A 25,662-nucleotide genomic window follows, 5' to 3' on the forward strand; every position below is an offset into this window, starting at 1 on the left:
ATTGAGACATACGCCGAGGACATGCGTTGAGGACATGCGTTGAGGACATGCGTTGAGGACATGCGTTGAGGCGCTATTTCAGTACATGAAATATCGCTGCGCCATCGGCAGCACCTCGGCGGGCGGGCAGGTCAAAAGCTCGCCGTCGGCGCGCACCTCATAGGTTTCCGGATCGACCTCGATATTGGGCGTGGCGTCGTTGTGGATCATGCTCTTCTTCGAGATCTTGCTGCGGGTGTTCTGGACCCCATAGAGCTTCTTCTCGATCCCGAGTTTTCGCGCGAGACCTCCCGTGATAGCGGCCTTCGAGGTGAACACCACGGAGGACGCGGTGCGCGCCCTGCCGAACGCTCCGAACATCGGCTGGTAGTGCACCGGCTGCGGCGTCGGGATCGAAGCGTTGGGATCGCCCATCGGCGCCGCAACGATGGTGCCGCCCTTGACGATGCAGTCCGGCTTGACGCCGAAGAAGGCCGGCGACCACAGCACGAGATCGGCCATCTTGCCCTTCTCAACCGAGCCGATCAATTTTGACACGCCGTGCGCGATCGCAGGATTGATCGTGTACTTGGCGATGTAGCGCTTGACGCGGAAATTGTCGTTGTCCTTGCCCTTGTCCTGGGGCAGCGATCCGCGCTGCTTCTTCATCTTGTCGGCAGTCTGCCAGGTCCGGATGATGACCTCGCCGAGACGGCCCATGGCCTGGGAGTCCGAGGACATCATCGAGAGCGCGCCGAGATCGTGCAGGATATCTTCGGCCGCGATCGTCTCCTTGCGGATCCGGCTTTCGGCGAACGCCAGATCTTCCGCGATCGAGGGATCGAGGTGGTGGCACACCATCAGCATGTCGAGATGCTCGTCGATGGTGTTGCGGGTGAAGGGCCGCGTCGGATTGGTCGAGGACGGCAGCACGTTCTTCAGGCCAGCGACCTTGATGATGTCAGGGGCATGACCACCGCCGGCGCCTTCGGTGTGGAAAGCGTGAATGGTGCGGCCTTTGAAGGCTTTGATGGTGTCCTCGACGAAGCCGGATTCGTTCAGCGTGTCGGAATGCAGCATGACCTGAATGTCGTAGTCATCGGCCACCGACAGGCAATTGTCGATCGCGGCCGGCGTGGTGCCCCAATCTTCGTGCAGTTTCAGCGCGCAGGCGCCGGCCTTGATCATCTCGACCAGCGCGGCGGGCCGCGAGGCGTTGCCCTTGCCGGAGATGCCGAGATTGACCGGGAAGGCGTCGAAGGACTGGATCATCCGTCCCATGTGCCACGGCCCCGGCGTACAGGTGGTAGCGAAGGTGCCGTGCGAGGGACCGGTGCCGCCGCCGAGCATCGAGGTGACGCCGCTCATCAGCGCGTGCTCGATCTGCTGCGGGCAGATGAAATGGATGTGGCTGTCGAAGCCGCCGGCAGTGAGGATCTTGCCTTCGCCCGCGATCACGTCCGTGCCGGGGCCGATGACGATGGTGACCCCGGGCTGGATGTCGGGATTGCCGGCCTTGCCGATCGCCGAAATCATGCCGTCCTTGATGGCGACATCGGCCTTCACGATGCCCCAGTGATCGACGATCAGCGCATTGGTGATGACGGTGTCGGCCGCGCCTTGCTTGTTCGTCACCTGCGACTGGCCCATGCCGTCGCGGATCACCTTGCCGCCGCCGAACTTCACCTCCTCGCCGTAGATGGTGAAATCCTTCTCGACCTCGATGATGAGATCGGTGTCAGCCAGCCTGACCTTGTCGCCGGTGGTCGGGCCGAACATATCGGCATAGACGGAACGCTTTATTTTGACGGACATCAGAAGCCCCGTTTGCGTTTGAATGTTTGGTGGGTCACAGCAACGCCCTTGCTGCTTTCACGGCGTCATCGAATTTCTCGTCGAGCCACGCATTGCCGCCGCGGCAGCCCGCAACGACCTGCGTGGCCCATTCAACGTAATCGGCGAGATCGTCACGCTCCTCGGCACTCGGATCGGTTTGAATACGCCCCCCTGTATTGCTGATCTTGTCGGCGATCTTGATCAGCTTTGCGCCCGGGGATTTGTGTGGAGCATCCTCGATCTGCTTCCGTCGCCGCAGGGCCTTCGGCAGGCTCATGTCATCGGTGCATTCGACGACGAGGGAAGCAACACGCTCGGAGAACGTCTGCGCGAGCTCCGCGCGCGTGGTGTCGGTATCCTCGATGGTATCGTGCAGCCAACCCGCGGCGACGAGCTCGGCGTCGGCACCATCAGTCGCAGTGGCGAGCAGATTGGCGACCTCGGCGAGGTGATTGATACAGGGCTCGTTGCCGCGGCCCTTGCGCGCCATGCCGTTGTGACGGCGCGCGGCGAGGTCGGCGGCTTCGGAGATGAGGCGGACGGGTGACAGCATGGCGGATAGCTCCTTTTCCGCCTCAACCATGCCACGCCATGCTCGTTCCTGCGCGCCTCACAGCTTCCCCATCACATCGCCACGGAAGCCGTAAATGGTCTTTTTGCCAGCGAGCGCTACGAGTTGAATGTCGCGGGTCTGGCCGGGCTCGAAGCGGACGGCGGTGCCGGCGGCGATGTCGAGGCGCATGCCGCGGGACTTCTTGCGGTCGAACTTCAGCGCGGGATTGGTCTCGAAGAAATGGTAGTGCGAGCCGACCTGGATCGGGCGGTCGCCGGTGTTGGCGACCGTCAGCGTCACGGTCTTGCGACCGACATTGAGCTCGATCTCGCCGTCCTGGATGAAGAGTTCGCCGGGGATCATGTCGCTCTCCTATCTGATCGGTTCGTGCACAGTGACGAGCTTCGTGCCGTCCGGGAACGTCGCCTCGACCTGGATGTCGTGGATCATCTCAGGGATACCCGGCATCACCTGATCGCGGGTCAGCACCTGCGCGCCGGATTGCATCAACTCAGCGACGGTGCGGCCGTCGCGGGCGCCTTCGAGGATAAAATCGGAGATGATCGCGATCGCCTCGGGATGGTTGAGCTTGACGCCGCGGTCCAGCCGGCGGCGGGCGACGATCGCCGCCATCGAGATCAGAAGCTTGTCCTTTTCGCGGGGAGACAGGTTCATGCAGAATCTCTTCGTTCAACTCGTCAATTCAGCCAGTCAATTCAGCCAGAGCCGCGGCAGCGCCGCGCCGGTGCGCGCCAGCACGGCCATCATGTCGGCGCGCAGACGCGCCGCATCTTGGGCACAGAACCGCGCCATTGCAAAGCCATTCCAGGCGGATATCCCGACCTCGCCGGAGAATGAGTCCGACGCCTCTCGGATGCGCTCGACCAGCGCCTCATCGCCGGGCACGATCAGGGCCGTGCCGATCGCAGCACCCGCCCTGGCAAATGCCGGTCGCGCGAGCTTTTCACCGACTTGGCCGTCGAGCCGGACGGTCTCAGCGAACACCAGCCGGCCGCCACGACGCAGCCGCCAGCGGTCGACGAATTCGCCCTGCTCCATCCGCTCGCCCATGGCGGTGCGGCCGAACACGACGATTTCGCACAGCAGGAGCGAGGCTGCGTCATCGAGCTCGATGTCGAAGCGGCGATGAATCCGGGCGCGATCGAACAGGATGGTCTCCTGCGGCAGCCAGCCGAGATGCGCGCCGGCGGCAACCTTCAGGGAAATGTTGAGCTGCGCCGCCGCGCCGGGCGTGCGATAGACCTTTTCGGCGGCCGCCGTCGTCAATGTCAGGCGCGAGCTATCCCCGGCCGATATCTCGATGTCGAATCGATCCCCGCCGGCAACGCCGCCGGCCGTGTTGACGAACACGCCGGACAGGCCGCCGTCTTCCGGCGAGGGAAAGCGGACACGGAGCGAGCCGGACTCATGCAACGCGCCGCGCCGCGTCACGCCGTCGCGGGCGTGCACGTCGAAGCGCACCGCGCCGCGGGCGCGGTTGGCCTCGAATACCGAAGATGTCGCCAAAGCGTCGCTGCGCATCCGTCTCCCCAGCCGGTCGCGGCAGGATTTTTCGGCCTACAGCGCCATCTGGCGGCTGATTTCGGCCGGGTCGAGATTGGTGCGGTCGCAGGTGAACTTCACCGCGCCGCGATCCATCACCGCGAAACTGTCGCCGAGTTCGCAGGCAAAGTCGAGATATTGTTCGACCAGCACGATGGCGATGTTGCCGAGGTTGCGCAAATAGGAGATGGCGCGGCCGATGTCCTTGATGATCGAGGGCTGGATGCCCTCGGTGGGCTCGTCGAGCAGCAGGAGCTTTGGCCGCATCACCAGCGCGCGGCCGATGGCGAGCTGCTGCTGCTGGCCGCCCGAGAGATCGCCGCCGCGCCGGCCGAGCATGGATTGCAGCACCGGAAACAGCGAGAACACGTCGTCCGGGATATTCCTGTCCTCGCGCTTGAGCGGGCCGAAGCCGGTCTTGAGGTTCTCCTCGACCGTCAGCAGCGGAAAGATCTCGCGGCCCTGCGGCACGAAGCCGATGCCCTTGCGGGCGCGCTCGTAAGGCTTGAGGCCGGTGATGTCGTTGCCGTCGAACACGATCGCGCCCGAGGAGATCGGATATTGCCCGACCATGGCGCGCAGCAGCGAGGTCTTGCCGACGCCGTTGCGCCCGAGCACGCACGTCACCCTGCCCGGCTCGGCCGCGATCGAGACGCCGCGCAGCGCCTGCGCCGCGCCGTAGAACAGGTTGATGTCCTTGACCTCAAGCATCGCTCAGCGTCCCAGATAGACTTCGATGACCCGCTCGTTGGACGAGACCTGGTCGATGGTCCCTTCCGCGAGCACCGTACCCTCGTGCAGGCAGGTGACCTTGACCCCGAGCTCGCGCACGAACGTCATATCGTGCTCGACCACCATCACGGTGTGGGTCTTGTTGATCTCTTTCAGGAGTTCGGCGGTGAGATGCGTCTCGACGTCGGTCATGCCGGCCACGGGCTCGTCCACGAGCAGCAGTTTCGGATCCTGCGCCAGCAGCATGCCGATCTCCAGCCACTGCTTCTGACCGTGGCTGAGGCTACCGGCGAGACGGTTGCGAGCGTCGGTCAGGCGGATCGTCTCCAGCACCTTATCGATGCGTTCGGACTCCGCCCTGCTGCCGCGCCAGAACAGCGTGCCCTTGACGCTGTGGTCGACATTGAGCGCGAGCAGGAGGTTGTCTTGCACCGTCTGGCTCTCGAACACGGTCGGCTTCTGGAATTTGCGGCCGATGCCGAGCTCGGCGATGCGGGTCTCGTCGAGCCGCGTCAGATCGGTGACACCGTCGAACAGCACGGTGCCCTCGTCGGGCTTGGTCTTGCCGGTGATGATATCCATCATCGTGGTCTTGCCTGCGCCGTTCGGGCCGATGATGGCGCGCATCTCGCCGGGGGCCAGTGTCAGCGACAGATTGTTGATGGCGTGGAAGCCGTCGAACGAGACGTGCACGCCGTCGAGATAGAGCATCGCGGAAGTCGCGCGCGTGTCCATGACGTTCATTGCGTTACTCCGCCATCTTCGCGGCGGCGACGCCGTCTTCGGCCGCAGCACTCACGGTGTTGCGCTTCTCCTTCGACTGATCCCGCCAGGCATTGAAGGTGCCGACGATGCCCTTGGGCAGCAGCAGCGTCACCAGGATGAACAGCGCACCCAGCATGAACAGCCAGTACGGCGCAAGCACGCCGGAGGTGAAGAACGTCTTGGCGTAGTTGACGACGACCGCGCCGAGCGCCGCGCCGACCAGCGTGCCGCGGCCGCCGACCGCCACCCAGATCACCGCCTCGATCGAGTTGCCCGGCGCGAATTCGGATGGGTTGATGATGCCGACCTGCGGCACGTAGAGCGCACCGGCGACGCCGGCCATGCAGGCGGACAGCGTGAACACGAACAGCTTGTAGGATTCGACGCGGTAGCCGAGGAACCGGCTGCGCGATTCCGCGTCGCGGATCGCGATCAGCACCTTGCCGAGCTTGGACGACACCACGGAGCGGCAGATCAGGAAGCTCAGGATCAGCGCCAGGCAGCTCAGCGCGAACAACGCGGCACGAGTGCCTTCAGCCTGCACGTTGAAGCCAAGGATGTCCTTGAAGTCGGTCAGGCCATTATTGCCGCCGAAACCAAAATCGTTGCGGAAGAAGGCGAGCAGCAAGGCATAGGTCATCGCCTGCGTGATGATCGACAGATAGACGCCCGTAACGCGGGAGCGGAAGGCGAGCCAGCCGAAGCAGAAAGCGAGCAGGCCGGGCACGAACAGCACCATCAAGGCCGCGAACCAGAACATGTCGAAGCCATGCCAGTACCAGGGCAGCTTCGAATAGTTCAGGAACACCATGAAGTCGGGCAGAACCGGATTGCCATAGACGCCGCGGGTGCCGATCTGCCGCATCAGGTACATGCCCATGGCGTAGCCGCCGAGCGCGAAGAAGGCGCCGTGGCCGAGCGAGAGGATGCCGCAATAGCCCCAGATCAGATCAATCGCGAGCGCCAGGATGGCGTAACAGACATATTTGCCCCAGAGCGCGACGAGATAAGTCGGCACTTGCAGGAACGAGCCTTGGGGCAACAACAGGTTGGACAGCGGGATCAGCACGCCGAGCGCTGCGACGACCAGCAGGAAGATCGTCGCGCCGCGGTCGAGCGATCGCGTCAGCATGTGAGGGGTCATGCTTCCACCGCACGGCCCTTGAGCGCGAACAGGCCGCGCGGCCGCTTTTGAATGAACAGGATGATGAGAACCAGGATCGCGATCTTGCCGAGCACCGCGCCGGCGACCGGCTCCAGGAATTTGTTGGCGATCCCGAGCGTGAAGGCGCCCACCAGCGTTCCCCATAGATTACCGACGCCGCCGAACACCACGACCATGAAACTGTCGATGATGTAGCTCTGGCCGAGATTGGGGCTGACATTGTCGATCTGCGACAACGCCACGCCGGCGATACCGGCAATGCCCGAGCCGAGGCCGAAGGTCAGCGCGTCGACGCGCGAGGTGGCGATGCCCATCGAGGCCGCCATGCGGCGGTTCTGCGTCACCGCCCGCATCTCGAGGCCGATCGCGCTGTAGCGCAGCATCGCGAGCAGGATCGCGAACACAGCGAGCGTGAAGACGAGGATCCAGAGCCGGTTATAGGTGATGGTGATCTGGCCGAGCTCGAACGCGCCGCTCATCCAGGAGGGATTGCCGACCTCGCGGTTGGTCGGGCCGAACATGGTGCGCACCGCCTGCTGCAGCACCAGCGACAGACCCCAGGTCGCGAGCAGCGTTTCCAGCGGCCGGCCGTAAAGGAAGCGGATGATGCTGCGCTCGATCAGCACGCCGATGGCGCCGGCGACGAGGAAGGCGAGCGGCACGGCGATCAGCAGCGAATAGTCGAACAAAGCGGGATATCGGGTGCGGATCACCTCCTGCACCACGAAGGTGGTGTAGGCCCCTAACATCACCATCTCGCCATGGGCCATGTTGATGACGCCCATCACGCCGAAGGTGATGGCAAGGCCGATTGCCGCGAGCAGCAGCACCGAGCCGAGCGAGAGACCGTACCAGGCGTTCTGCACCGTGGACCAGACCGCGAGCGAAGACTGAATCGAGCTGATGGCGCTCGCGGCCGCCTTGGTCACCGTGGCCGGCTGGTCGCCCATGCCTGTCAGCAGCGCCATGGCCTCCTGGTCTCCGCGCGCCTTGAGGGTGGCGACGGCCTCGAGCTTCTCGACCTCGGTAGCGTCGGACTTGAACAGCAGGATCGCTGCGCGGGCTTCGCCGAGCGCGGCCTTGACGGATCTGTTGCTTTCCTTGGCGAGCGCAGCATCGACGGCCTCGAGCGCGGTCTCTTCGTGCGACTTGAAGACCGATTGCGCGGCCTGGAGGCGGGTCGTCACGTCCGGCGACTGCAGCGTCAGGCTGCCGAGCGCGGCGTCAACACTGCGGCGCAGGCGGTTGTTAAGACGCACCGCGCTCGCACTATCGGGAACGCTGGCGACAGCTTCGCCGGTCGCAGCATCGACCGACTTGCCGTCGGCGCCGGTGATGTAAACTTTCTTGCTATCGGGATCGGCCATCAGGCGGCCGTCCTGGAGCGCGCTGATGATGGGGAAGGCCAGCTTGTTGCCGCTGCTCGCGACGACGCCGATCGCCTCTTCCGTATCGGAATAATCATCGTTCGCGAACTTGGCGACCGCATCCTCGAACGGACCGGCCAAGGCCGGCAGCGCAAACGCGATCAGGAAGAGCGAGAGGACAAAGCTACAAAGACGAGCGGACAATCTGGTTGGCACTTTGGATCACCCCGGCAGAAGTGGGGGAGAAGGCGGCGGAATAGCCGCCTCCTCCCGTCGTGCATGGAGGGCATCAGGTCCGGATCAGGAACCCGAGCCGAGGCACTTGTTGGTCTTGGTGTTGAAGTTGCCGCACTTCTTGCCAACCCAGTCGCCGATCAGGTCCTTGGAGCCGTCGAGTTCCTTCGACCAGGCATCGCCCGGCACGAGGCTCGGGGTCTTCCAAACCACGTCGAACTGGCCGTTCGCCTTGATCTCGCCGATGAACACCGGCTTGGTGATGTGGTGGTTCGGCAGCATCTTCGACACGCCGCCGGTCAGGTTCGGCGCCTCGATACCGGGAAGCGCGTCGATCACCTTGTCCGGATCGGTCGACTTCACCTTCTCGACGGCCTTCACCCACATGTTGAAGCCGATCACGTGCGCTTCCATCGGGTCGTTGGTCACGCGCTTCGGGTTCTTGGTGTAGGTCTGCCAGTCCTTGATGAACTTCTCGTTCGCAGGGTTCTTGATCGACTCGAAGTAGTTCCAGGCGGCGAGATGGCCGACCAGCGGCTTGGTGTCGATGCCGGCGAGTTCTTCCTCACCCACCGAGAACGCGACCACCGGGATGTCCTTGGCCTTGATGCCCTGGTTGCCGAGCTCCTTGTAGAAGGGAACGTTGGCATCGCCGTTGATGGTCGAGACCACGGCGGTCTTCTTGCCGGCCGAGCCGAATTTCTTGATGTCGGCCACGATCGTCTGCCAGTCGGAATGACCGAACGGCGTGTAGTTGATCATGATATCTTCCTGGGCGACACCCTTCGACTTCAGATAGGCTTCCAGGATCTTGTTGGTGGTGCGCGGATAGACGTAGTCGGTGCCCGCGAGCACCCAGCGCTTCACCTTCTCGTCCTTCATCAGATAGTCGACGGCGGGGATCGCCTGCTGGTTCGGCGCAGCGCCCGTGTAGAACACGTTGCGCTCGGACTCTTCGCCCTCGTACTGCACGGGATAGAACAGGATGTTGTTGAGCTCCTTGAACACCGGGAGCACCGACTTGCGCGACACCGAGGTCCAGCAGCCGAACACGACCGAGACCTTGTCCTTGGTGATCAGCTCGCGCGCCTTTTCGGCGAACAGCGGCCAGTTCGAGGCGGGATCGACGACGACGGCCTCGAGCTTCTTGCCGAGTACGCCGCCCTTCTTGTTCTGCTCGTCGATCAGGAAGAGGATGGTGTCCTTCAGCGTGGTTTCGCTGATGGCCATGGTGCCCGAGAGAGAGTGAAGCACGCCGACCTTGATGGTGTCGTCCGCGGCCTTCGCACCGGAAATGGAAGCCAGGCCAAGCATCAGGCCGGCGGTCGCGGCGAGTACGCCGCGGCGGCTAAATGACGCCGCTATATCGTGAGTGGATTTGTTAAACATGAGTGTCTCGTCTCCCTGACGCAGGCGTGAAAACGCTGCGAAACGGCCCCACGGCCGCCTGCGATTAACGGAATCGCAAGAACCATGCCATGGGCAGAGCACATGCCAACCTACTGGTTTGATTAGATAATCTCGCCGCAATCCAAGTTTCGCCGCAGTCTGACTGCTCAAAATTTGGGCGAATAAAATGTGTACCAATACGGCAGATGGGTTATTTTATAGGCAAAAAAGCACCTCTGTCTAAATTTCCGGCATAACTATTTTTGCACCGCAATCGCGGTTTGGGCCGGACTTGCCTTGAAAGCGCCCCCTCGATGTTCCATATGAACATTCGAGACCACTTGCGAATCAAGTGGGCGTAGCGAGCCGCGTGTTCTTAAGCCCTTCCGGGCCTCTGGCTTGCCCCATCAGCTCCCAAGCCATCCGACACCCCAAACACGCAGGTGTCTTCTCGACACCCTTTTGCGCGCGCCGCGCTGAATGCGCCGGGCGTTCGCTTTTGACATGGAAAGAACCCATCTTTTGACTTCGTTTCAGGACTTCGGCCTCGCCGAACCGATCGCCCGCGCTCTCTCCGAAGAGAACTACGTCACTCCCACCCCGATCCAGGCCCAAACCATCCCGACCGCGCTGACCGGCCGCGACGTCGTCGGCATCGCCCAGACCGGCACCGGCAAGACCGCGTCCTTCGCGCTGCCGATCCTGCACCGTCTGCTCGAGAACCGCATCAAGCCGCAGCCCAAGACGGCCCGCGTCCTGGTGCTCTCGCCCACCCGCGAGCTGTCCGGCCAGATCCTCGACAGCTTCAACGCCTATGGCCGCCACATTCGCCTGTCCTCGACGCTCGCCATCGGCGGCGTGCCGATGGGCCGACAGGTCCGCGCGCTGATGCAGGGCGTGGATGTTCTGGTCGCTACCCCCGGCCGCCTGCTCGACCTGGTGCAGAGCAACGGGCTGAAGCTCGGAAGCGTCGAATTTCTCGTGCTCGACGAGGCCGACCGCATGCTCGACATGGGCTTCATCAACGACATCCGCAAAATCGTCGCCAAACTCCCGATCAAGCGGCAGACGCTGTTCTTCTCGGCCACCATGCCGAAGGACATCGCGGAGCTTGCCGATTCCATGCTGCGCGACCCCGCCCGCGTCGCGGTGACCCCGGTCTCCTCGACCGCCGAGCGGATCAACCAGCGCATCCTCCAGGTCGACTTCACGGCCAAGCCCGGCTTCCTGACCAAGCTCCTGAAGGACGAGCCGATCAACCGCGCGCTGGTCTTCACCCGCACCAAGCATGGCGCCGACAAGGTCGTGAAGACGCTCGAAAAGGCCGGCATCCCCGCCAGCGCCATCCACGGCAACAAGTCGCAGAACCATCGCGAGCGCACGCTGGCGCAGTTCCGCTCCGGTGAGATCCGCACGCTGGTTGCCACCGATATCGCCGCCCGCGGCATCGACGTCGACGGCATCACCCACGTCATCAATTACGACCTGCCCAACGTGCCCGAGACCTACGTGCACCGCATCGGCCGTACTGCGCGCGCCGGCGCCGACGGCACCGCGATCTCGCTGGTCGCAGGAGGCGAGGAGCTCAGCTATCTCCGCGACATCGAGCGGCTGATCAAGGTGGCGCTGCCGCGCGAAGATCTGCGGACCGATGCCGGCCGCCGCGATGCGGGTCCTCCCGCGCCGCAGCAACGGCAGGGCCGTGGCGGTCGTCCGGACCAGCGTCCGCAGGGCGCAAGACCTGGTGAAGGACGCCATGGCGACGGACGACGGGCCGACGACAGGCATTCCGACGGACGTCACTACAGCGCCAGCAAGCAGGGCGAAGGACGGCCCGGTGAAGGCCGGCACGCCGATGCGAGGCACGCCGACGGACGATACAATGACGGCCAGAACGCCTCGAAGGGGTCTCGCCGCCGTCGCCGCTCCGGTGCTAATAAGATGGGACATTCGCAAACCGATCGGTCGGAACAGCGTCCCGCGCATAGCGCCGGCAAGCCTGATGGGATACAAGGCGTTGCCTTTTTGCGCCGCGAGAGTCGGCCGAACGGCCAATCAACCCGCAAACCCTCGCACTAGCCGTCCACGACCTGGAGATATCAATGGCTAAGGAAGAGCTGATCCAGTTCGAAGGACTGGTCACCGAAATCCTCCCCGACGCGCGCTATCGCGTGCAGCTCGATGCCGGACACGAGATCGTCGCCTACACCGCCGGCAAGATGAAGAAGAACCGCATCAAGACGCTCGCGGGCGACCGCGTGACGGTGGAGATGTCGCCCTACGATCTCGAGAAGGGCCGGCTGATTTTCCGCCACAAGGACGAACGTCCCGCAACAGCCGGCGGTCCGCCGCGGGGTGGCGCGCAGCGCGGCGGCCAGTTCCGCCGCCGCTAAGCGGCGATCGATCCATTCGTGCGCTAGCGCGGAACTAAAATTCCGACCTGTATGCTGATCCGCCGCTGATATCGCGGCGGATCAAAAAATCGTGCACGTCCGGATTGTTTCGAGGCCGTGTTTCCAATAAAATGAGTTCATCGATTTTCGGCCGGACGACATTAGCATCCACCGGTACAGCCGGTTCAGACACGCTGACGACCCTTCCAAAAATTCGATCTAACCTGCCTGCGCAAGCGGGCTCTGACATTGTGTATTTGAGAAGGGACTACCCCATGAGCATGGGAACCGTGAAGTGGTTTAACGCGACCAAGGGCTTTGGCTTCATCCAGCCCGACGATGGCGGCCAGGACGTGTTCGTTCACATCAGCGCCGTGGAGCGTGCGGGCCTCGGCACGCTGCGCGAAGGCCAGAAGCTCTCCTACGAGATCGTCGCCGACCGCCGTTCCGGCAAGTCGGCCGCGGACAACCTTCGCTCGGCCTGAGGGTTCGCCGGGCACTGGCCCGGACGAAGCAGCCAAGCAGATAGAAAAGGCCGTGCGGTATGCGCGGCCTTTTTTGTTGGGCGGCGCATCGGCATCGCACGGGCGGCCAAACGATCCGCCCCTCGAAACGCCTCTACAGGCTACAATTGCAGTCCGTTCCTTTGGTACAGGCGATCCCGGTTCGCCATCTTCGATTTCAGCAGGACGACGGCACGCCGTTGTAAGCGATACAGGTGGCTTGGCGCGGCCGCGTGTAGGAAACATCGCTCAGCGATATACCCGACTTCAGAACGTATCCGACGGAAGGTGTGTACACGTAGCTCACCTGGCTGAAGATGAGATAAGTCGACGGCAGCAAGAGCGTCGATGGAATCATCGAGGTCACCGTGGTCCCAGCCGACAGCGACGGAGGCGGCGTCGTCAACGTCGCCTGCGTCGCCCCGCTCGAAATGATCGCCGACTTGCTCCATTGAATCTTGGCGACGCTGTTCGCGTCGATATAGATCTGAACAAGGGTGCCGTTCACGAGCGTGCGGTCGTAGGGCGAAATGATCGACATGCTCGCGGTGAACGTGTTCTGGAGATTGGTGTCGGTCACCGTCCCCGCCGACTGCGACGTCAAATCGGACAGTGTTCGTGCAATCAGCGTGACCTTGCGATCGATAGCGACCGCAGATGAGAACTCGACGGTGCCGAAGAACATCACGAGCATCAGCGGCACGATGACTGCAAATTCCGTGGCGGCAAGCGCTCTGCTATCGGCGAGAAACTCGCTTGCAGAGGTTCGGCCGGCTCGCAAGATTCTCTCGATCGCCTGCATGGTTTCTGCTCAATCCTAATAGGGCTCGTTCTGGAATGCCGCCGTGGCAACGAGGAGGCGCGTGCTGTTGCTGCTGCTGCAGGCGAGATTATAACCGAGCCCCGTCACGAACAGCGGCCACTTGTAATAGAGCCGCACCACGACGACCTGTCCTGACGTCCCGGGGTTGTACCCCATATTGGTGGTATCGAAGTTGCAGGCGTTGAAGTTGGCAAGACTGATTGCGCTGAAAGAACTGTAGCTCGCGACGTCGACAACGAGACTGTTGCAGTCGAACAGTGCCGGGATCTGGCTGCAAACATAAGCCTTGAACGTCGCCTGGGTGCACGGCGTGCTCACCGAGTTGACTGCGCAGGCCGTCACCGAACCGGATTGCGCCTGCCCGGTCAGGACCACGCGTGCGGAGTTCTGCGTGATGGTCTCGAGCACCTGGCCCGCAAAGAACATGAGCGCCGTCTCGATGATCGCGAACAGCAGCGCGAAGAAGATCGGCGCAACCAGCGCGAACTCGACGGCGGCGGAGCCGCGGCGGTTGCCGCGAAACCGCCGCATCGCGGCGAGAAACGTGAATCTCTGAGGTGCAGGCGACGGCATCGCGTCTAATTCCCCGGCAGCGGCAATCATCTGCCTCGTTCAATAACGGAAACTGATTGTTTAAGTGTTTCGGGCGATCCGCACCCGGCGGACCGCGCCGTCAAGGATGCGTTAACCACGAAAGATCCGAAGTGCGCAGACGAGTGGCGCTCGAAAGCCGGCCTTTCATCGCGCGCGTCTCCGGACCGGTTCATGCGATCCAGCCCGGTCGGATCCGCTGACAGGTCCTGCTAGTTCGTTTTGGCGCCCGCACCGGCGCCGCCGCTGGCACTGCTGCTCAGCGACCCGGCCTGGTTCATCGTGGTGTTGAAATAGTTGTCGCTGTCGCCGAGCGTCACGCGACGCTGGCACTGCGGCACGCAGCTGTAGGACTCGCGCTCGACCCCGCGATAGACGGTGACGAGCCGGTCGCTCGGACCTTCGACCTGGATCTGGCGATCCACCAGGATCTCGCCGCCCCGGTCGAGCGCAATGAAATTGGTGGCGCCGTAGCCCTTGCCGGTGACGACGATCATGCCGCCGGGCTGGAGCGTGACGTCGGCGATCAGGGGATTACCGACCACGATGGTCGCAACCTTGCCCGGAAGGCGGACCAGCTTGGCCTGGTCGACATTGACAGCGATGGTATCCGCGCCGGGCTCGGCAAGGCCGGCAGAAGGCAATGCCAGCGCCGCGGCCGCAACCAGAAGACAGACGCGCGCATGGCGGCGCAGCAGTTCTTTACGCATACTCTTACCCCCGGGACGTCACAAACCGGCAGAAGCGATCAGATAACAGCGGAGCCGGTGCCCGACCCCGCTAACCTGCCCTTAATTCGTGAACGTTCCGCAAATTCGCCGACTATTGTTTGAACGGACTGGCGTTTTCCGCGAGCTACGCTAGCGGCGGAATGGATAGGCGAGCTGGCCCGCGATCTCCTTCGGCATGGCCGCTTCGTCCTTGCCGTAGTCCTGCGGGAGTTTGCCCTCCGGCATGCGGAAGGTGCCGAACAGCACGTCCCAGATCGGGAAGGTGCCGGCGAAATTGGTGTCACCGCCCTCCTCGAGCGGGGTGTGGTGCCAGCGGTGGAACACCGGCGTCGCCAGCACGTATCTGAACGGCCCGAAGGTCCAGTTCAGGTTGGCGTGCACGAAGGCCGAATGGAAGGTCGTGAACGGGGCGACCCAGACCATGACGTTGGGGGAGATGCCGGCGATCAGCAGCACGACGTCGACCCCGATGGTGCCGAGCACGAGATTGACCGGATGGAAGCGGGCCGCCGAAATCCAGCTGATCTCCTCCGAGGAGTGATGGATCGCGTGGTACTTCCAGAACTCACCTCCATGGAACAACCGGTGGAGCCAGTACAGCATGAAATCGGACAGCACCAGGAACAGCACGGCCTGCATCCAGAGCGGCAATTGCGCCAGCGGGCCGTGGCCGTTGTCGTAGAAGGCGATCAGGCCGTCCGCGTCGTGGATGTTGAAGAGCAGGCTCGCACCGACGATCAAGAGCCCGATACGCATGGTGCGGGCGAACACCGGAACGAAGAACCAGTAGCAGATGTCGGTGACGATCTCCCGCTTGCGCCACCACGGAACACCGGGATTGCAGGCCCAGAAATGCTCGAGCACCGTGAAGATGATCGCGAGCACGAAGGTAACGGGGACCACTTTGGCAATGGTCTCGCCGAGCATGAGGGCGACTTGCATGGGCAGGCTCGACATCGTCGCCTCTCTTCAAAGCAGCTGGAGCTCTAACGCCTACTCCGCGAAATTTAAGGGAGGGTGAACCCTGTGACGCGCTTGCGGCGGATCCGGAACCGGAAGGAATTGCAAGGTGCGCCTTAAGGCGAAATTCACTCTGGGCAAAAGCATCGCTCAGGCCGCGGCTTTGCACGATCGAATTAACTCCACCGAAAGAGCTGGGCTCACATGGTCAGGGCGTCAAAGACAGCGCCGAACGAGGCGATCCAACCCAGATGGAGTTAAGTTCATGAAGAACCTGATTGCGCGTTTCGCCGAGGATGAGTCCGGCGCCACCGCCATCGAGTACGGCCTGATCGCCGCCGGCATCGCGCTGGCCATCATCACCGTCGTCAACAACCTCGGCAGCACGCTGAACACCAAGTTCGGCTCGATCAGCTCCTCGCTGAAGTAAGCCATCGACCAACGACGGCAAAAGCCCCGGACCTCCGGGGCCTTTGTTTTTTAGAGCACGGCGAGTTCCAGTGGCGTTGCGTGAGTACAGGACCGATGCCGCGGTTGCGGCGAACAAGGCCGAGACGGTGCCGACCGGCTCGCCGGCCTATTGGGTCTGCCTTGCCTTGCTGGTTGCGACGGTCGTGCTCGCCGTGCGCATTGCCAGCCTCTGGTAGGTATGCCTGCGCCGATGTTCGCCGTTGTCGGTTTGTTTAGCACTGCCGGCTAGCATCGCCCGACGCCAGATCCCGCGGCAAACTCAGGCCTCAAGACGCAGCCCATGATCCTCGACCTTGCGCGCCTTCTGCTGTTTCCCGCCCTGATGGCGTTCGCCGCCGCAAGCGATCTCTTCACAATGACGATCTCGAACCGTGTCTCGCTGGCGCTGGTCGCGGGCTTCTTCGTGCTCGCCTTCGCCGGTGGCATGGCCCCTTACGAGATGCTGAACCATGTCGGCGCCGGTGCGCTGCTCCTGGTCGTGGCTTTCGGCTGCTTCGCGATGGGCTGGATGGGCGGCGGCGACGCCAAAGTCGCGGCATCCGTCGCGCTCTGGTTCGGCTTCACCCAATTGATGGATTTCCTGCTCTACGCATCGCTGTTCGGCGGCGCGCTGACGCTGCTCCTGCTCCAGTTCCGGCAGTGGCCGCTGCCTTACGGGCTGGCGGGCCAGGCTTGGCTGGCACGGCTGCACGACAAGGAGAGTGGCATCCCCTACGGCATCGCGCTCACGCTCGGCGCGCTGATGGTCTATCCCGAAACCGAATGGGTGAAGGCGATCGACCTCGCCCACCTCGCACTGCGCTGAACGCACCGGTAAACCCGGCGTTAAGGCGATTTAGATACGCCTCATTAACCATGCTTTGACGAATAGCTGGTCAACTGCCGATTACGGCGGCGGCAGCGTCGCGGCGTTCTGTGGAAAGTGAAGCGTATGAATAGGGCACGCATAGTCGTCCTGACGGTCGCCATCTGCGCCGGCGGCGTCGCCGCGTATCTGGCGAGCGGCTCGGACAATTCTGCGCCGCCTCCGGCTCCGGTCGCGCAGCTTCCCACCGTCGACGTGCTGGTGGCCAAGAACGACATCGGCCTCGGCCAGACCGTCAAGCCGGAAGACGTGCAATGGCAGACCTGGCCGGCCGCAACCGCCAGCGCCACCTTCATCCGTCGCAACGAGCGCCCTGAAGGCGTGACCCAGGTGACCGGCTCGATCGTGCGCTCCCCCTTCATCCAGGGTGAGCCGATCCGCGACCAGAAGCTGGTCAAGCCCGAGGGCTCCGGCTTCATGGCGGCCATCCTGCCGACCGGCATGCGCGCGATCTCGACCGAGATCTCGCCCGAGACCGGCGCCGGCGGCTTCATCCTGCCCAATGATCGCGTCGACGTCCTGCTGACCCGCCGCCTCAAGAACCCCGACCAGAGCGGCGGCGCCCCCGACGTCGTCACCTCAGAGATCATCCTGACCAATGTCCGCGTGCTCGCGATCGACCAGGCTCCGAAGGAGAAGGACGGCCAAAACGCGGTGGTCGGCAAGACCGTGACCCTCGAGCTCAATCCGTCGCAGACGCAGGTGCTCACGTCCGGCCGCCAGGCCGGAACGCTGTCGCTGGCGCTCCGCAGCATCGCCGACGTCAAGATGACCGAGATCACGCTCGACGATTCCGCACAGAAGCGCGATGGCGTTTCGATCATTCGGTACGGCATCCCAAGCTCGACGGCGAAGGCACGATGAGGACTGTCGATATGAAATGCAGGGCAGATCTGGCGACGATGCGAACCTCCGTGGTCCGCGCCCTGTCGTTCTCGGCCGCCCTTGCGCTGGTGCTCAATCCAGCGCTGACCCCTGTGGTGGCCGCTGATTACCGTCCGGGAACGCAGGTTGCCGCCGACGGCCAGATGAACGCACGCTTCCTCTCGCTCGGCGTTGGCAAGTCGATCGTCATCGACCTGCCGCGCGACATCAAGGACGTGCTCGTCGCAGATCCCAAGATCGCCAACGCCGTGGTGCGCTCGTCGCAGCGCGCCTACATCATCGGCGCCTCGGTCGGCCAAACCAACATTGTGTTCTTCGATTCCACCGGCCAGCAGATCGCGGCCTATGACATCGCGGTCAAGCGCGACCTCAATGGCGTGCGGGCGGCGCTGAAGCAGATCCTGCCCAATTCCGACATCCAGATCGACGGGCTCGGTGACGGCATCGTCCTGAGCGGCACCGCGGCAAACCCGATGGAGGCGCAGCAGGCCAACGAGCTCGCCGCACGCCTCACCGGCGACGCTGGCAAGGTGATGAATTCGATCGTCGTCCGCGGCCGCGACCAGGTCATGCTCAAGGTGACGGTCGCCGAAGTCCAGCGCAACATCGTCAAGCAGCTCGGCATCGACCTGTCCGCAAACCTGAACTACGGCACCTCGGTGGTGACCTTTTCCAACACCAATCCGTTCACCGCGCTCGGCCACAACCTCGTCGATGGCAACAATCTGACCACCAAGTTCGGCGGCGGGCCGTCGGTGCAGGCCACCCTGCGCGCCATGGAGACCGCGGGCGTGATCCGCACGCTGGCCGAACCGAACCTGACCGCGATCTCCGGCGAGTCCGCGACCTTCATCGCCGGCGGCGAATTCCCGGTGCCGGCAGGCTATGCGTGCGATCCGACCACGCATGTCTGTACCACCCAGATCAGCTTCAAGAAGTTCGGCATCTCGCTCAACTTCACGCCCGTCGTCCTCACCGAAGGCAAGATCAGCCTGCGGGTGATGACCGAGGTTTCCGAACTGTCGAATGAGAATGCGATCACGCTGTCGCAGGCCGTGACCTCGACCTCGGTGAACTCGGTGACGGTACCTTCGATCCGGACCCGCCGCGCCGAGACCTCGCTGGAAATTCCCTCCGGCGGCGCGATGGCGATGGCCGGCCTGATCCAGCAGCAGACCAAGCAGGCGATCAGCGGACTGCCGGGACTGATGCAGCTCCCGGTCCTCGGCACGCTGTTCCGCAGCCGCGACTTCGTCAACAACGCGACCGAGCTGGTCGTGATCGTGACGCCCTTCATCGTTCGCGCTGTGGCGCAGAAGGACTTGTCGCGGCCGGATGACGGCTTCTCCGCGCCCGCCGATCCGCAGGTCGAGCTGATCGGAAACATCAACCGCATCTACGGCGTGCCCGGCAAGACCGAGCCGGCACGCAACTACCGCGGCACCTACGGTTTCATCACCGATTGAAGCGGAACGGGGACTCCACGATGACCACAAGACCACCCCAGCTTCGCAAACGCGCCATCGCCCTCGGCGGCGCGCTCGTCGGCATCGCGCTTGCACTCGGCGGCTGCCAGCACGACGAGGTCGCGACCGCCTCCATTCCCGACGACTACAAGCAACGTCATCCGATCGCGATCGAGGAGCAGAACCGCTCGATCGTCGTCTTCGTCGGCCATGCCCGCGGGGGCCTCAGCGCCGCCCAGCGCGCCGACGTGATGGGCCTGGCATCGACCTGGATGCACGAGGGCACCGGCGCCATCCATATCGATACCCCGTCCGGCACGCCCAACGCGCGCCCGGTCGCAGAGACGATGCGTGAAATCCAGGCGATGCTGGCCGCCGCGGGCGTTCCGCCGCGCGGCGTCATCGTTCGCCCCTACCAGCCCGAAGACAAGCGCTTCCTGCCGCCGATCCGGCTGACCTACTCGAAGATCGCCGCCGTCGCCGGCCCCTGCGGCCTGTGGCCGGAGGATATCGGGCCCTCGATGAAGAACAAGAGCTGGTTCGAAAACAAGGACTATTACAATTACGGCTGCGCCTATCAGCGCAACATGGCGGCCATGATCGACAATCCGTCGGATCTCGAGCAGCCGCGCTCCGAAACGCCGGCCTATACGACACGGCGCACCGCGGCCTTCGAGAAGTATCGCAAGGGCAATCCGACCTCGGTCACCTATCCTGACGCCGACAAGGCCAAACTCAGCGACACCGGCAAATGATCAGTTACGCTCGCCAGACACACGAAGAGCAGCCGGAGGCGCCGCCTCCGCCGGTCGAGGAGCATATTGCTCCCGCGCCGCGCGTTTCGGTGCAGGCCTTCTGCGAGACCGTGGAGACTGCAGCCGCAGTGCAGTCAGCCGGCGAGGATCGCCGGCTCGGCAAGGCCCATTTGAAGATTCAGATGGGCGGCATGGCGGCCGCGATCGAAGCCTACCGCTCGGCCCCGACGCCGAACGTGATCGTGCTCGAGAGCGACGGCCGCAGCGACCTGCTCGGCGGGCTCGACCATCTCGCCACCGTCTGCGACGCCGGCACCCGCGTGGTCGTGATCGGCCGCATCAACGACGTCACGCTCTATCGCGAGCTGGTGCGCCGCGGCGTCAGCGACTATGTGCTTGCTCCGGTCGGCGCAATCGACGTCGTGCGCTCGATCTGCAACCTGTTCTCGGCGCCGGAAGCCAAGGCCGTCGGCCGCATCATCGCCGTGGTCGGCGCCAAGGGCGGCGTCGGCGCCTCCACCATCTCCCACAACGTCGCCTGGGCGATCGCGCGCGACCTCGCGATGGACGCGGTGGTGGCCGATCTCGACCTCGCCTTCGGCACCGCCGGCCTCGACTACAACCAGGACCCGCCGCAGGGCATCGCGGACGCCGTGTTCTCGCCCGATCGCGTCGATACCGCCTTCATCGACCGCCTGCTGTCGAAATGCACCGACCATCTGAGCCTCCTGGCGGCGCCGGCAACGCTCGACCGGGTCTATGATTTCGGCACCGACGCCTTCGACGCCGTGTTCGATACGCTGCGCTCGACCATGCCCTGCATCGTGCTCGACATCCCGCACCAATGGTCGGGCTGGACCAAGCGGGCCCTGATCGGGGCCGACGACATCCTGATCGTGGCGGCGCCGGATCTGGCCAATCTGCGCAATACCAAGAACCTGTTCGACCTCCTGAAAGCCTCGCGCCCGAACGACCGGCCCCCGCTGTACTGCCTGAACCAGGTCGGCGTCCCGAAACGGCCCGAAATCGCCGCCGCGGAGTTCGCGAAGGCGATCGAGAGCCAGCCGGTGGTCTCGATCCCGTTCGAGCCGCAGATCTTCGGCTCGGCCGCCAACAACGGCCAGATGATCGCGGAGATTTCCGCCAACCACAAGTCGATCGAGATGTTCCTCCAGATCGCCCAGCGCCTGACCGGCCGCAGCGAGACGAAGAAACAAAAGTCGTCCTTGCTTTCACCCCTGATTGAGAAGTTACGGGGAAAATAAGCCGCCGCATGGAGTTGTTAAGTGTTCGGTAAGCGTAGCGGAACAGACACCGATACAAGGGCTCCCAAGCCCGGCGCCGTGTCGCCAGAGCCTGCCTCGGCTCCGGCGCCGACGGTATCGCGCGCCCCGCCCCCGCCGGTCGTCGCCTCGCCCTCGCTTGCCCCGGCGAAGCCCGCGCCGACCATGGAGGCCCGCCGCTCCGACAATTACTACGAGGTCAAGGCGACCATCTTCGGCGCGCTGATCGAGGCCATCGACCTCGCCCAGCTCGCCAAGCTCGATTCGGAATCGGCCCGCGAGGAAATCCGCGACATCGTCAACGAGATCATCGCGATCAAGAACATCGTGATGTCCATCGCCGAGCAGGAAGAGCTGCTCGACGACATCTGCAACGACGTTCTGGGTTACGGTCCGCTCGAGCCGCTGCTGTCGCGCGACGACATCGCCGACATCATGGTCAACGGCGCCAACACGGTCTTCATCGAAGTCAACGGCAAGATCCAGCGCACCGGCATCCGCTTCCGCGACAACCAGCAGCTGCTCAACATCTGCCAGCGCATCGTCAGCCAGGTCGGCCGGCGCGTCGACGAATCCTCGCCGATCTGCGACGCGCGCCTCGCCGACGGCTCCCGCGTCAACGCCATCGTGCCGCCGCTGTCGATCGACGGCCCCGCACTCACCATCCGCAAATTCAAGAAGGACAAGCTGACGCTCGATCAGCTGGTCAAGTTCGGCGCGATCTCGCCGGAAGGCGCCGAGATCCTCCAGATCATCGGCCGCGTCCGCTGCAACGTGCTGATCTCCGGCGGTACCGGCTCGGGCAAGACCACGCTGCTCAACTGCCTCACCAACTACATCGAGCACGACGAGCGCGTCATCACCTGCGAGGACGCCGCCGAGCTCCAGCTCCAGCAGCCTCACGTGGTCCGTCTGGAAACCCGCCCGCCCAACATCGAGGGCGAGGGCCAGGTCACCATGCGCGAGCTGGTGCGCAACTGTCTGCGTATGCGTCCCGAACGCATCATCGTCGGCGAAGTCCGCGGCCCGGAGGCCTTCGACCTCCTCCAGGCCATGAACACCGGCCATGACGGCTCGATGGGCACGCTGCACGCCAACAATCCTCGCGAGGCCCTGTCGCGCTGCGAATCCATGATCACGATGGGCGGCTTTTCGCTTCCTTCGCGAACAATTCGCGAGATGATCTGCGCCTCGATCGACGTCATCGTCCAGGCCGCGCGTCTGCGCGACGGCTCGCGCCGCATCACCCACATCACCGAGGTGATGGGCATGGAAGGCGACACCATCATCACCCAGGACATCTTCCTCTACGACATGGTCGGCGAGGACGCCAACGGCAAGATCATCGGCAAGCACCGCTCGACCGGCATCGGCCGTCCGAAATTCTGGGAACGCGCCCGCTATTACGGCGAGGAGAAGCGCCTTGCCGCCGCACTCGATGCGGCGGAAGTCTCGCCGAAGTCATGATGGGATCGGCGCAACCATGAACGTGCAGGTCCTCGCCCTCGCCTTCCTCGCCACCGCCGCCGTCGGCGGCATCGCCTGGGTCTTTCTTTATCCGCTGCTGTCCGGGGAGCGGAAGGCCGAGAGCCGCCGCGCCTCGATCGCACGCGCCGATGCGCCCGCTGCGAAGCAGACCGAGAAGACCCAGCGGTCGCGCCGCGAGCAGGTCGAGAACTCGCTGAAGGATCTTGAGGCACGGCGCGCCCAGGAAAAGAGCGTACCGCTCTCGGTCCGCCTGTCGCAGGCGGGACTCGACTGGGAGCCGCGAAAATTCTGGATCGTATCCGCAGTCGTCGCGGGCGTGTTCTTCGCAGGCGCCATGTTCGCCGGCGGCGGCCTGCTCGGCGCTGCGGGCCTGGCTTTTGCCGGCGGGCTGGGCTTGCCACGCTGGGCGCTGGGTTACCTGAAAAAACGTCGCGAGGCCAAATTCCTGGCAGCCCTGCCCGATGCCGTCGACGTCATCGTCCGCGGCATCAAGGCCGGCCTGCCGTTGTTCGAATCGATCAAGGTCGTCGCGGCCGACGCGCCGGAGCCGCTGCGCAGCGAGTTCCTGGCGATCATCGAAACCCAGGCGATCGGCATGCCGCTCGGCGAGGCCTGCTCACGGCTCTACGACCGCATGCCGCTGCCGGAGGCCAACTTCTTCGGCATCGTCATCTCGATCCAGCAGAAGTCGGGCGGCAACCTCTCCGAAGCGCTGGGCAACCTCTCCAAGGTGCTGCGCGACCGCAAGAAGATGAAGGAGAAGATCCAGGCGATGTCGATGGAAGCCAAGGCTTCGGCCGGCATCATCGGCTCGCTGCCGCCGATCGTCATGTTCCTCGTCTACCTGACGACGCCGCATTACATCTCTCTGCTTTGGACTCATCCCACCGGCCAGCTCATGCTGGTCGGCTGCGTCGTCTGGATGTCGGTCGGCATCATGGTGATGAAGAAGATGATCAATTTCGACTTCTGACGGTGCAATATGGTCGAGCTCCTCGTTACGAAACTGCACGACGTCCACTTCATGACCATGCTGCTGGCGGCCATTGCCGCCAGCGCCACCGTCTATACGCTGGTGATGCCGCTGTTCGCCGGCGAGGGCCTCTCCAAGCGCATGAAGGCGGTGGCGAGCGAGCGTGAGCGCATCCGCCAGCGCGAGCGCGACCGCCTCAACAAGAGCGAGAAGGTCTCGCTGCGCCAGACGCCGAAGCAGATCGTCTCCAAGGTCGTCGAAGACTTCAACCTGACGAAATGGCTCGCGCAGGAAGCCGCGCGCGACAAGCTCATCATGGCCGGCTACCGCGGCCAGGCGCCCTATATCACCTTCCTGTTCGCCCGCATGGTCGCCCCGATCGTGCTGTTCGTCGGCTCGGTCGTCTACGTGTTCCTGATCGCGCACATGGAAAAGCCGATGCCCGTCAAGATCGGCATCTGCATCGGCGCCGCCTATCTCGGCCTTCAGGCGCCGATGCTGTTCCTCCGGAACGCGATCTCCAAGCGCCAGCTTTCGATCAAGCGCGCCTTTCCGGACGCGCTCGACCTGCTGCTGATCTGTATCGAGTCCGGCATGTCGGTCGAAATGGCGTTCCGCAAGGTCGCCACCGAAATCGTCGGACAGTCGATCGCGCTCTCGGAGGAATTCACGCTGACCACGGCCGAGCTGTCCTATCTGCAGGACCGCAAGGTGGCCTATGAGAATCTGGCACGGCGCACCGGGCTCGAAGGCGTCAAATCGGTGTGTCTGGCGCTTCAGCAGGCCGAGCGTTACGGCACCCCGCTCGGACATTCGCTGCGCGTCATGGCGCAGGAAAACCGCGACATGCGCATGAACGAGGCCGAGAAGAAGGCCGCCGCGCTGCCGCCGAAGCTGACGGTGCCGATGATCCTGTTCTTCCTGCCGGTGCTGTTCGTCGTCATTCTCGGACCGACCGGCATCAAGATCTCCGAGCTGCAATGATCCGGCAGGCGGACCGCAAGTGGTCCGCCACGCAACGCCGACAATCAAATCCAATCAGTCGGGCTGGTTGAGCGAGGCGACCGGCGTCCGCTTCGATGCGCCGCGCGGAGCCTCGTTGCGGTTCAGCATCTCCTTCAGGTACGCGACGTTGGCCGCAGCCTGGTCCGGCGGCAGGTCCGCTTTCACGATAGTCTCGGCTTCCGCGAAGCGGCCCTGGAGGCCGACGACGAGACCGAGATTCTGCCGCACCCGGCTGCTGGCGCGCGGCGAGGCGTAGGCCTGCCGCAACGCCTCTTCGGCCTTGGGCAGGTCCCGCGACAACATGTAGGACAGGCCGAGATTGGAGAGCACGCCGGGATCACCCGGCGCTATCTTCAGCGCGCTCGCATAATAGGCGCGCGCCTCGTCATGACGGCCCATCTGATCGAGTGCGGTGCCCTGCACCGAGAGCAGACGCCAGTCCGGATTGTCGGGCGAATGCGCCTTCGACAGCACGTCGAAAGCCTGCTGGAAATTGCCGTTGTCGGCGAGCGCGCGGCCGTAAAGGGCGAGCAGCGTCTTGTTGCCGGGATTGGCGATCGTCGCCTGCTCGAGCACCGCGGCAGCCTGGGCGCGCTGGCCATTGGCACGCAAGGCCTGGCCATAGGCGAGCGCGGCCTCGGCGTCCTTGGGATTGGCGCGATAGCGCTCGCCATAGACTTCGACGGCGCGCGCGGGATCGGTGGGGGTGGCAGGAGCGGCATCCGCACGCGACGACCCGATCGAGCCGGTGACGTCGGAGAGCTTTGACATTGCCGTGCAGCCGCCGAGGCTCGAAGCCACCAGCGCAACAAGCGAGGCAGACGCGAGAAGCCGGGCAGCACTGAACCGTTGACGCATGACGCTTTGACTCTCGAGCGGATGGATCG

General features: G+C 63.9%; 28 protein-coding genes. 13 read left to right on the forward strand and 15 right to left on the reverse strand.

What is annotated here, in order from left to right:
• Positions 1–78: 78 nt before the first annotated feature.
• From ureC to urtA, 10 genes are all read right to left on the reverse strand, one after another.
• Complete coding sequence (ureC, locus tag HYH08_RS07425) at positions 79–1,794, reverse strand: urease subunit alpha (protein WP_220009111.1); 1,716 nt, start codon at positions 1,792–1,794, stop codon at positions 79–81.
• A gap of 34 nt (positions 1,795–1,828) precedes the next feature.
• Positions 1,829–2,368 carry an HD domain-containing protein gene (locus HYH08_RS07430; RefSeq protein WP_220009112.1) on the reverse strand — a complete coding sequence of 180 codons (540 nt, stop codon included), beginning with the start codon at positions 2,366–2,368 and terminating at the stop codon, positions 1,829–1,831.
• Positions 2,369–2,425: 57 nt separating this feature from the next.
• A complete protein-coding gene (locus HYH08_RS07435; protein WP_220009113.1) occupies positions 2,426–2,731 on the reverse strand; it encodes an urease subunit beta in 306 nt (101 codons plus the stop codon).
• A gap of 9 nt (positions 2,732–2,740) precedes the next feature.
• Positions 2,741–3,043, reverse strand: coding sequence for an urease subunit gamma (locus tag HYH08_RS07440; protein ID WP_007605424.1), 303 nt, complete (start codon positions 3,041–3,043; stop codon positions 2,741–2,743).
• A gap of 36 nt (positions 3,044–3,079) precedes the next feature.
• Positions 3,080–3,910 carry an urease accessory protein UreD gene (locus tag HYH08_RS07445; protein WP_220009114.1) on the reverse strand — a complete coding sequence of 277 codons (831 nt, stop codon included), beginning with the start codon at positions 3,908–3,910 and terminating at the stop codon, positions 3,080–3,082.
• 36 nt (positions 3,911–3,946) lie between these two features.
• Positions 3,947–4,642, reverse strand: coding sequence for an urea ABC transporter ATP-binding subunit UrtE (gene urtE / locus HYH08_RS07450; protein WP_220009115.1), 696 nt, complete (start codon positions 4,640–4,642; stop codon positions 3,947–3,949).
• 3 nt (positions 4,643–4,645) lie between these two features.
• Positions 4,646–5,407: an urea ABC transporter ATP-binding protein UrtD gene (gene urtD / locus HYH08_RS07455; protein ID WP_014498216.1), complete on the reverse strand. Its 762-nt coding sequence runs from the start codon at positions 5,405–5,407 to the stop codon at positions 4,646–4,648.
• 4 nt (positions 5,408–5,411) lie between these two features.
• Complete coding sequence (urtC, locus tag HYH08_RS07460) at positions 5,412–6,572, reverse strand: urea ABC transporter permease subunit UrtC (RefSeq protein WP_220009116.1); 1,161 nt, start codon at positions 6,570–6,572, stop codon at positions 5,412–5,414.
• Positions 6,569–8,176: an urea ABC transporter permease subunit UrtB gene (gene urtB, locus HYH08_RS07465; RefSeq protein ID WP_220009117.1), complete on the reverse strand. Its 1,608-nt coding sequence runs from the start codon at positions 8,174–8,176 to the stop codon at positions 6,569–6,571. Before urtB ends, urtC begins: the two co-directional genes overlap by 4 nt.
• An 84-nt stretch (positions 8,177–8,260) precedes the next feature.
• Positions 8,261–9,583, reverse strand: a complete 1,323-nt coding sequence (gene urtA, locus HYH08_RS07470) for an urea ABC transporter substrate-binding protein (RefSeq protein ID WP_220009118.1) — start codon at positions 9,581–9,583, stop codon at positions 8,261–8,263.
• Positions 9,584–10,063: 480 nt separating this feature from the next.
• On the opposite strand from urtA, the gene HYH08_RS07475 reads away from it, so the two are divergent.
• From HYH08_RS07475 to HYH08_RS07485, 3 genes are all read left to right on the forward strand, one after another.
• A complete protein-coding gene (locus tag HYH08_RS07475; protein WP_220009119.1) occupies positions 10,064–11,662 on the forward strand; it encodes a DEAD/DEAH box helicase in 1,599 nt (532 codons plus the stop codon).
• A 23-nt stretch (positions 11,663–11,685) separates the two neighbouring features.
• Positions 11,686–11,976 carry a translation initiation factor IF-1 gene (gene infA, locus HYH08_RS07480; protein ID WP_220009120.1) on the forward strand — a complete coding sequence of 97 codons (291 nt, stop codon included), beginning with the start codon at positions 11,686–11,688 and terminating at the stop codon, positions 11,974–11,976.
• Between the two features lie 275 nt (positions 11,977–12,251).
• Positions 12,252–12,461, forward strand: a complete 210-nt coding sequence (locus HYH08_RS07485) for a cold-shock protein (RefSeq protein ID WP_220009121.1) — start codon at positions 12,252–12,254, stop codon at positions 12,459–12,461.
• A gap of 196 nt (positions 12,462–12,657) precedes the next feature.
• On the opposite strand, the gene HYH08_RS07490 is transcribed toward HYH08_RS07485, so the two are convergent.
• From HYH08_RS07490 to HYH08_RS07505, 4 genes are all read right to left on the reverse strand, one after another.
• On the reverse strand, positions 12,658–13,281 hold the full coding sequence (locus tag HYH08_RS07490) for a TadE/TadG family type IV pilus assembly protein (protein WP_220009122.1): 624 nt from the start codon (positions 13,279–13,281) through the stop codon (positions 12,658–12,660).
• 15 nt (positions 13,282–13,296) lie between these two features.
• Entirely contained in the window at positions 13,297–13,875 is a 579-nt protein-coding gene (locus HYH08_RS07495) for a TadE/TadG family type IV pilus assembly protein (RefSeq protein WP_220009123.1), read from the reverse strand.
• Positions 13,876–14,105: 230 nt separating this feature from the next.
• Positions 14,106–14,603, reverse strand: a complete 498-nt coding sequence (locus tag HYH08_RS07500) for a pilus assembly protein N-terminal domain-containing protein (protein WP_220009124.1) — start codon at positions 14,601–14,603, stop codon at positions 14,106–14,108.
• A 150-nt stretch (positions 14,604–14,753) separates the two neighbouring features.
• Complete coding sequence (locus HYH08_RS07505; protein WP_220009125.1) at positions 14,754–15,581, reverse strand: sterol desaturase family protein; 828 nt, start codon at positions 15,579–15,581, stop codon at positions 14,754–14,756.
• Between the two features lie 268 nt (positions 15,582–15,849).
• Here HYH08_RS07505 and HYH08_RS07510 point away from each other — a divergent pair, with 268 nt between their 5' ends.
• The 10 genes from HYH08_RS07510 (at position 15,850) to HYH08_RS07555 (ending at position 24,754) form a co-directional block, all read left to right on the forward strand.
• On the forward strand, positions 15,850–16,014 hold the full coding sequence (locus tag HYH08_RS07510; protein WP_220009126.1) for a Flp family type IVb pilin: 165 nt from the start codon (positions 15,850–15,852) through the stop codon (positions 16,012–16,014).
• A gap of 70 nt (positions 16,015–16,084) precedes the next feature.
• Entirely contained in the window at positions 16,085–16,231 is a 147-nt protein-coding gene (locus HYH08_RS07515) for a hypothetical protein (RefSeq protein WP_220009127.1), read from the forward strand.
• Between the two features lie 104 nt (positions 16,232–16,335).
• A complete protein-coding gene (locus tag HYH08_RS07520) occupies positions 16,336–16,860 on the forward strand; it encodes an A24 family peptidase (RefSeq protein ID WP_220009128.1) in 525 nt (174 codons plus the stop codon).
• A 126-nt stretch (positions 16,861–16,986) separates the two neighbouring features.
• Positions 16,987–17,784 (forward strand): Flp pilus assembly protein CpaB, encoded by a 798-nt coding sequence (gene cpaB, locus HYH08_RS07525; protein ID WP_220009129.1) that lies wholly within the window; start codon positions 16,987–16,989, stop codon positions 17,782–17,784.
• A gap of 11 nt (positions 17,785–17,795) precedes the next feature.
• Positions 17,796–19,271, forward strand: a complete 1,476-nt coding sequence (locus tag HYH08_RS07530) for a type II and III secretion system protein family protein (RefSeq protein WP_220009130.1) — start codon at positions 17,796–17,798, stop codon at positions 19,269–19,271.
• 20 nt (positions 19,272–19,291) lie between these two features.
• Positions 19,292–20,026, forward strand: coding sequence for a CpaD family pilus assembly protein (locus tag HYH08_RS07535; RefSeq protein ID WP_220009131.1), 735 nt, complete (start codon positions 19,292–19,294; stop codon positions 20,024–20,026).
• Positions 20,023–21,291, forward strand: coding sequence for a CpaE/TadZ family protein (locus HYH08_RS07540; RefSeq protein ID WP_220009132.1), 1,269 nt, complete (start codon positions 20,023–20,025; stop codon positions 21,289–21,291). Before HYH08_RS07535 ends, HYH08_RS07540 begins: the two co-directional genes overlap by 4 nt.
• 21 nt (positions 21,292–21,312) lie before the next feature.
• The gene (locus HYH08_RS07545) at positions 21,313–22,776 is read left to right on the forward strand and encodes a TadA family conjugal transfer-associated ATPase (RefSeq protein ID WP_220009133.1); all 1,464 of its coding nucleotides are present in this window, start codon (positions 21,313–21,315) and stop codon (positions 22,774–22,776) included.
• Between the two features lie 16 nt (positions 22,777–22,792).
• Positions 22,793–23,770, forward strand: coding sequence for a type II secretion system F family protein (locus tag HYH08_RS07550; protein WP_220009134.1), 978 nt, complete (start codon positions 22,793–22,795; stop codon positions 23,768–23,770).
• 9 nt (positions 23,771–23,779) lie between these two features.
• Positions 23,780–24,754, forward strand: a complete 975-nt coding sequence (locus tag HYH08_RS07555) for a type II secretion system F family protein (protein ID WP_220009135.1) — start codon at positions 23,780–23,782, stop codon at positions 24,752–24,754.
• Positions 24,755–24,808: 54 nt separating this feature from the next.
• Here HYH08_RS07555 and HYH08_RS07560 read toward each other — a convergent pair whose 3' ends face one another.
• Positions 24,809–25,633 (reverse strand): tetratricopeptide repeat protein, encoded by an 825-nt coding sequence (locus HYH08_RS07560; RefSeq protein ID WP_220009136.1) that lies wholly within the window; start codon positions 25,631–25,633, stop codon positions 24,809–24,811.
• Between the last annotated feature and the right edge of the window lie 29 nt (positions 25,634–25,662).

Origin of the sequence: Bradyrhizobium sp. BR 10289, from assembly GCF_019455385.1 — a bacterium.
In the GTDB taxonomy this organism is placed as follows: domain Bacteria; phylum Pseudomonadota; class Alphaproteobacteria; order Rhizobiales; family Xanthobacteraceae; genus Bradyrhizobium.

Excerpts from the sequence above, each read along its gene's own strand:
- ureC (WP_220009111.1), bottom strand. The coding sequence starts at position 1,794 with ATGTCCGTCAAAATAAAGCGTTCCGTCTATGCCGATATGTTCGGCCCG.
- HYH08_RS07430 (WP_220009112.1), bottom strand. The coding sequence starts at position 2,368 with ATGCTGTCACCCGTCCGCCTCATCTCCGAAGCCGCCGACCTCGCCGCG.
- HYH08_RS07435 (WP_220009113.1), bottom strand. The coding sequence starts at position 2,731 with ATGATCCCCGGCGAACTCTTCATCCAGGACGGCGAGATCGAGCTCAAT.
- HYH08_RS07440 (WP_007605424.1), bottom strand. The coding sequence starts at position 3,043 with ATGAACCTGTCTCCCCGCGAAAAGGACAAGCTTCTGATCTCGATGGCG.
- HYH08_RS07445 (WP_220009114.1), bottom strand. The coding sequence starts at position 3,910 with ATGCGCAGCGACGCTTTGGCGACATCTTCGGTATTCGAGGCCAACCGC.
- urtE (WP_220009115.1), bottom strand. The coding sequence starts at position 4,642 with ATGCTTGAGGTCAAGGACATCAACCTGTTCTACGGCGCGGCGCAGGCG.
- urtD (WP_014498216.1), bottom strand. The coding sequence starts at position 5,407 with ATGAACGTCATGGACACGCGCGCGACTTCCGCGATGCTCTATCTCGAC.
- urtC (WP_220009116.1), bottom strand. The coding sequence starts at position 6,572 with ATGACCCCTCACATGCTGACGCGATCGCTCGACCGCGGCGCGACGATC.
- urtA (WP_220009118.1), bottom strand. The coding sequence starts at position 9,583 with ATGTTTAACAAATCCACTCACGATATAGCGGCGTCATTTAGCCGCCGC.
- HYH08_RS07475 (WP_220009119.1), top strand. The coding sequence starts at position 10,064 with ATGCGCCGGGCGTTCGCTTTTGACATGGAAAGAACCCATCTTTTGACT.
- infA (WP_220009120.1), top strand. The coding sequence starts at position 11,686 with ATGGCTAAGGAAGAGCTGATCCAGTTCGAAGGACTGGTCACCGAAATC.
- HYH08_RS07485 (WP_220009121.1), top strand. The coding sequence starts at position 12,252 with ATGAGCATGGGAACCGTGAAGTGGTTTAACGCGACCAAGGGCTTTGGC.
- HYH08_RS07490 (WP_220009122.1), bottom strand. The coding sequence starts at position 13,281 with ATGCAGGCGATCGAGAGAATCTTGCGAGCCGGCCGAACCTCTGCAAGC.
- HYH08_RS07495 (WP_220009123.1), bottom strand. The coding sequence starts at position 13,875 with ATGCCGTCGCCTGCACCTCAGAGATTCACGTTTCTCGCCGCGATGCGG.
- HYH08_RS07500 (WP_220009124.1), bottom strand. The coding sequence starts at position 14,603 with ATGCGTAAAGAACTGCTGCGCCGCCATGCGCGCGTCTGTCTTCTGGTT.
- HYH08_RS07505 (WP_220009125.1), bottom strand. The coding sequence starts at position 15,581 with ATGTCGAGCCTGCCCATGCAAGTCGCCCTCATGCTCGGCGAGACCATT.
- HYH08_RS07510 (WP_220009126.1), top strand. The coding sequence starts at position 15,850 with ATGAAGAACCTGATTGCGCGTTTCGCCGAGGATGAGTCCGGCGCCACC.
- HYH08_RS07520 (WP_220009128.1), top strand. The coding sequence starts at position 16,336 with ATGATCCTCGACCTTGCGCGCCTTCTGCTGTTTCCCGCCCTGATGGCG.
- cpaB (WP_220009129.1), top strand. The coding sequence starts at position 16,987 with ATGAATAGGGCACGCATAGTCGTCCTGACGGTCGCCATCTGCGCCGGC.
- HYH08_RS07530 (WP_220009130.1), top strand. The coding sequence starts at position 17,796 with ATGAAATGCAGGGCAGATCTGGCGACGATGCGAACCTCCGTGGTCCGC.
- HYH08_RS07535 (WP_220009131.1), top strand. The coding sequence starts at position 19,292 with ATGACCACAAGACCACCCCAGCTTCGCAAACGCGCCATCGCCCTCGGC.
- HYH08_RS07540 (WP_220009132.1), top strand. The coding sequence starts at position 20,023 with ATGATCAGTTACGCTCGCCAGACACACGAAGAGCAGCCGGAGGCGCCG.
- HYH08_RS07550 (WP_220009134.1), top strand. The coding sequence starts at position 22,793 with ATGAACGTGCAGGTCCTCGCCCTCGCCTTCCTCGCCACCGCCGCCGTC.
- HYH08_RS07555 (WP_220009135.1), top strand. The coding sequence starts at position 23,780 with ATGGTCGAGCTCCTCGTTACGAAACTGCACGACGTCCACTTCATGACC.
- HYH08_RS07560 (WP_220009136.1), bottom strand. The coding sequence starts at position 25,633 with ATGCGTCAACGGTTCAGTGCTGCCCGGCTTCTCGCGTCTGCCTCGCTT.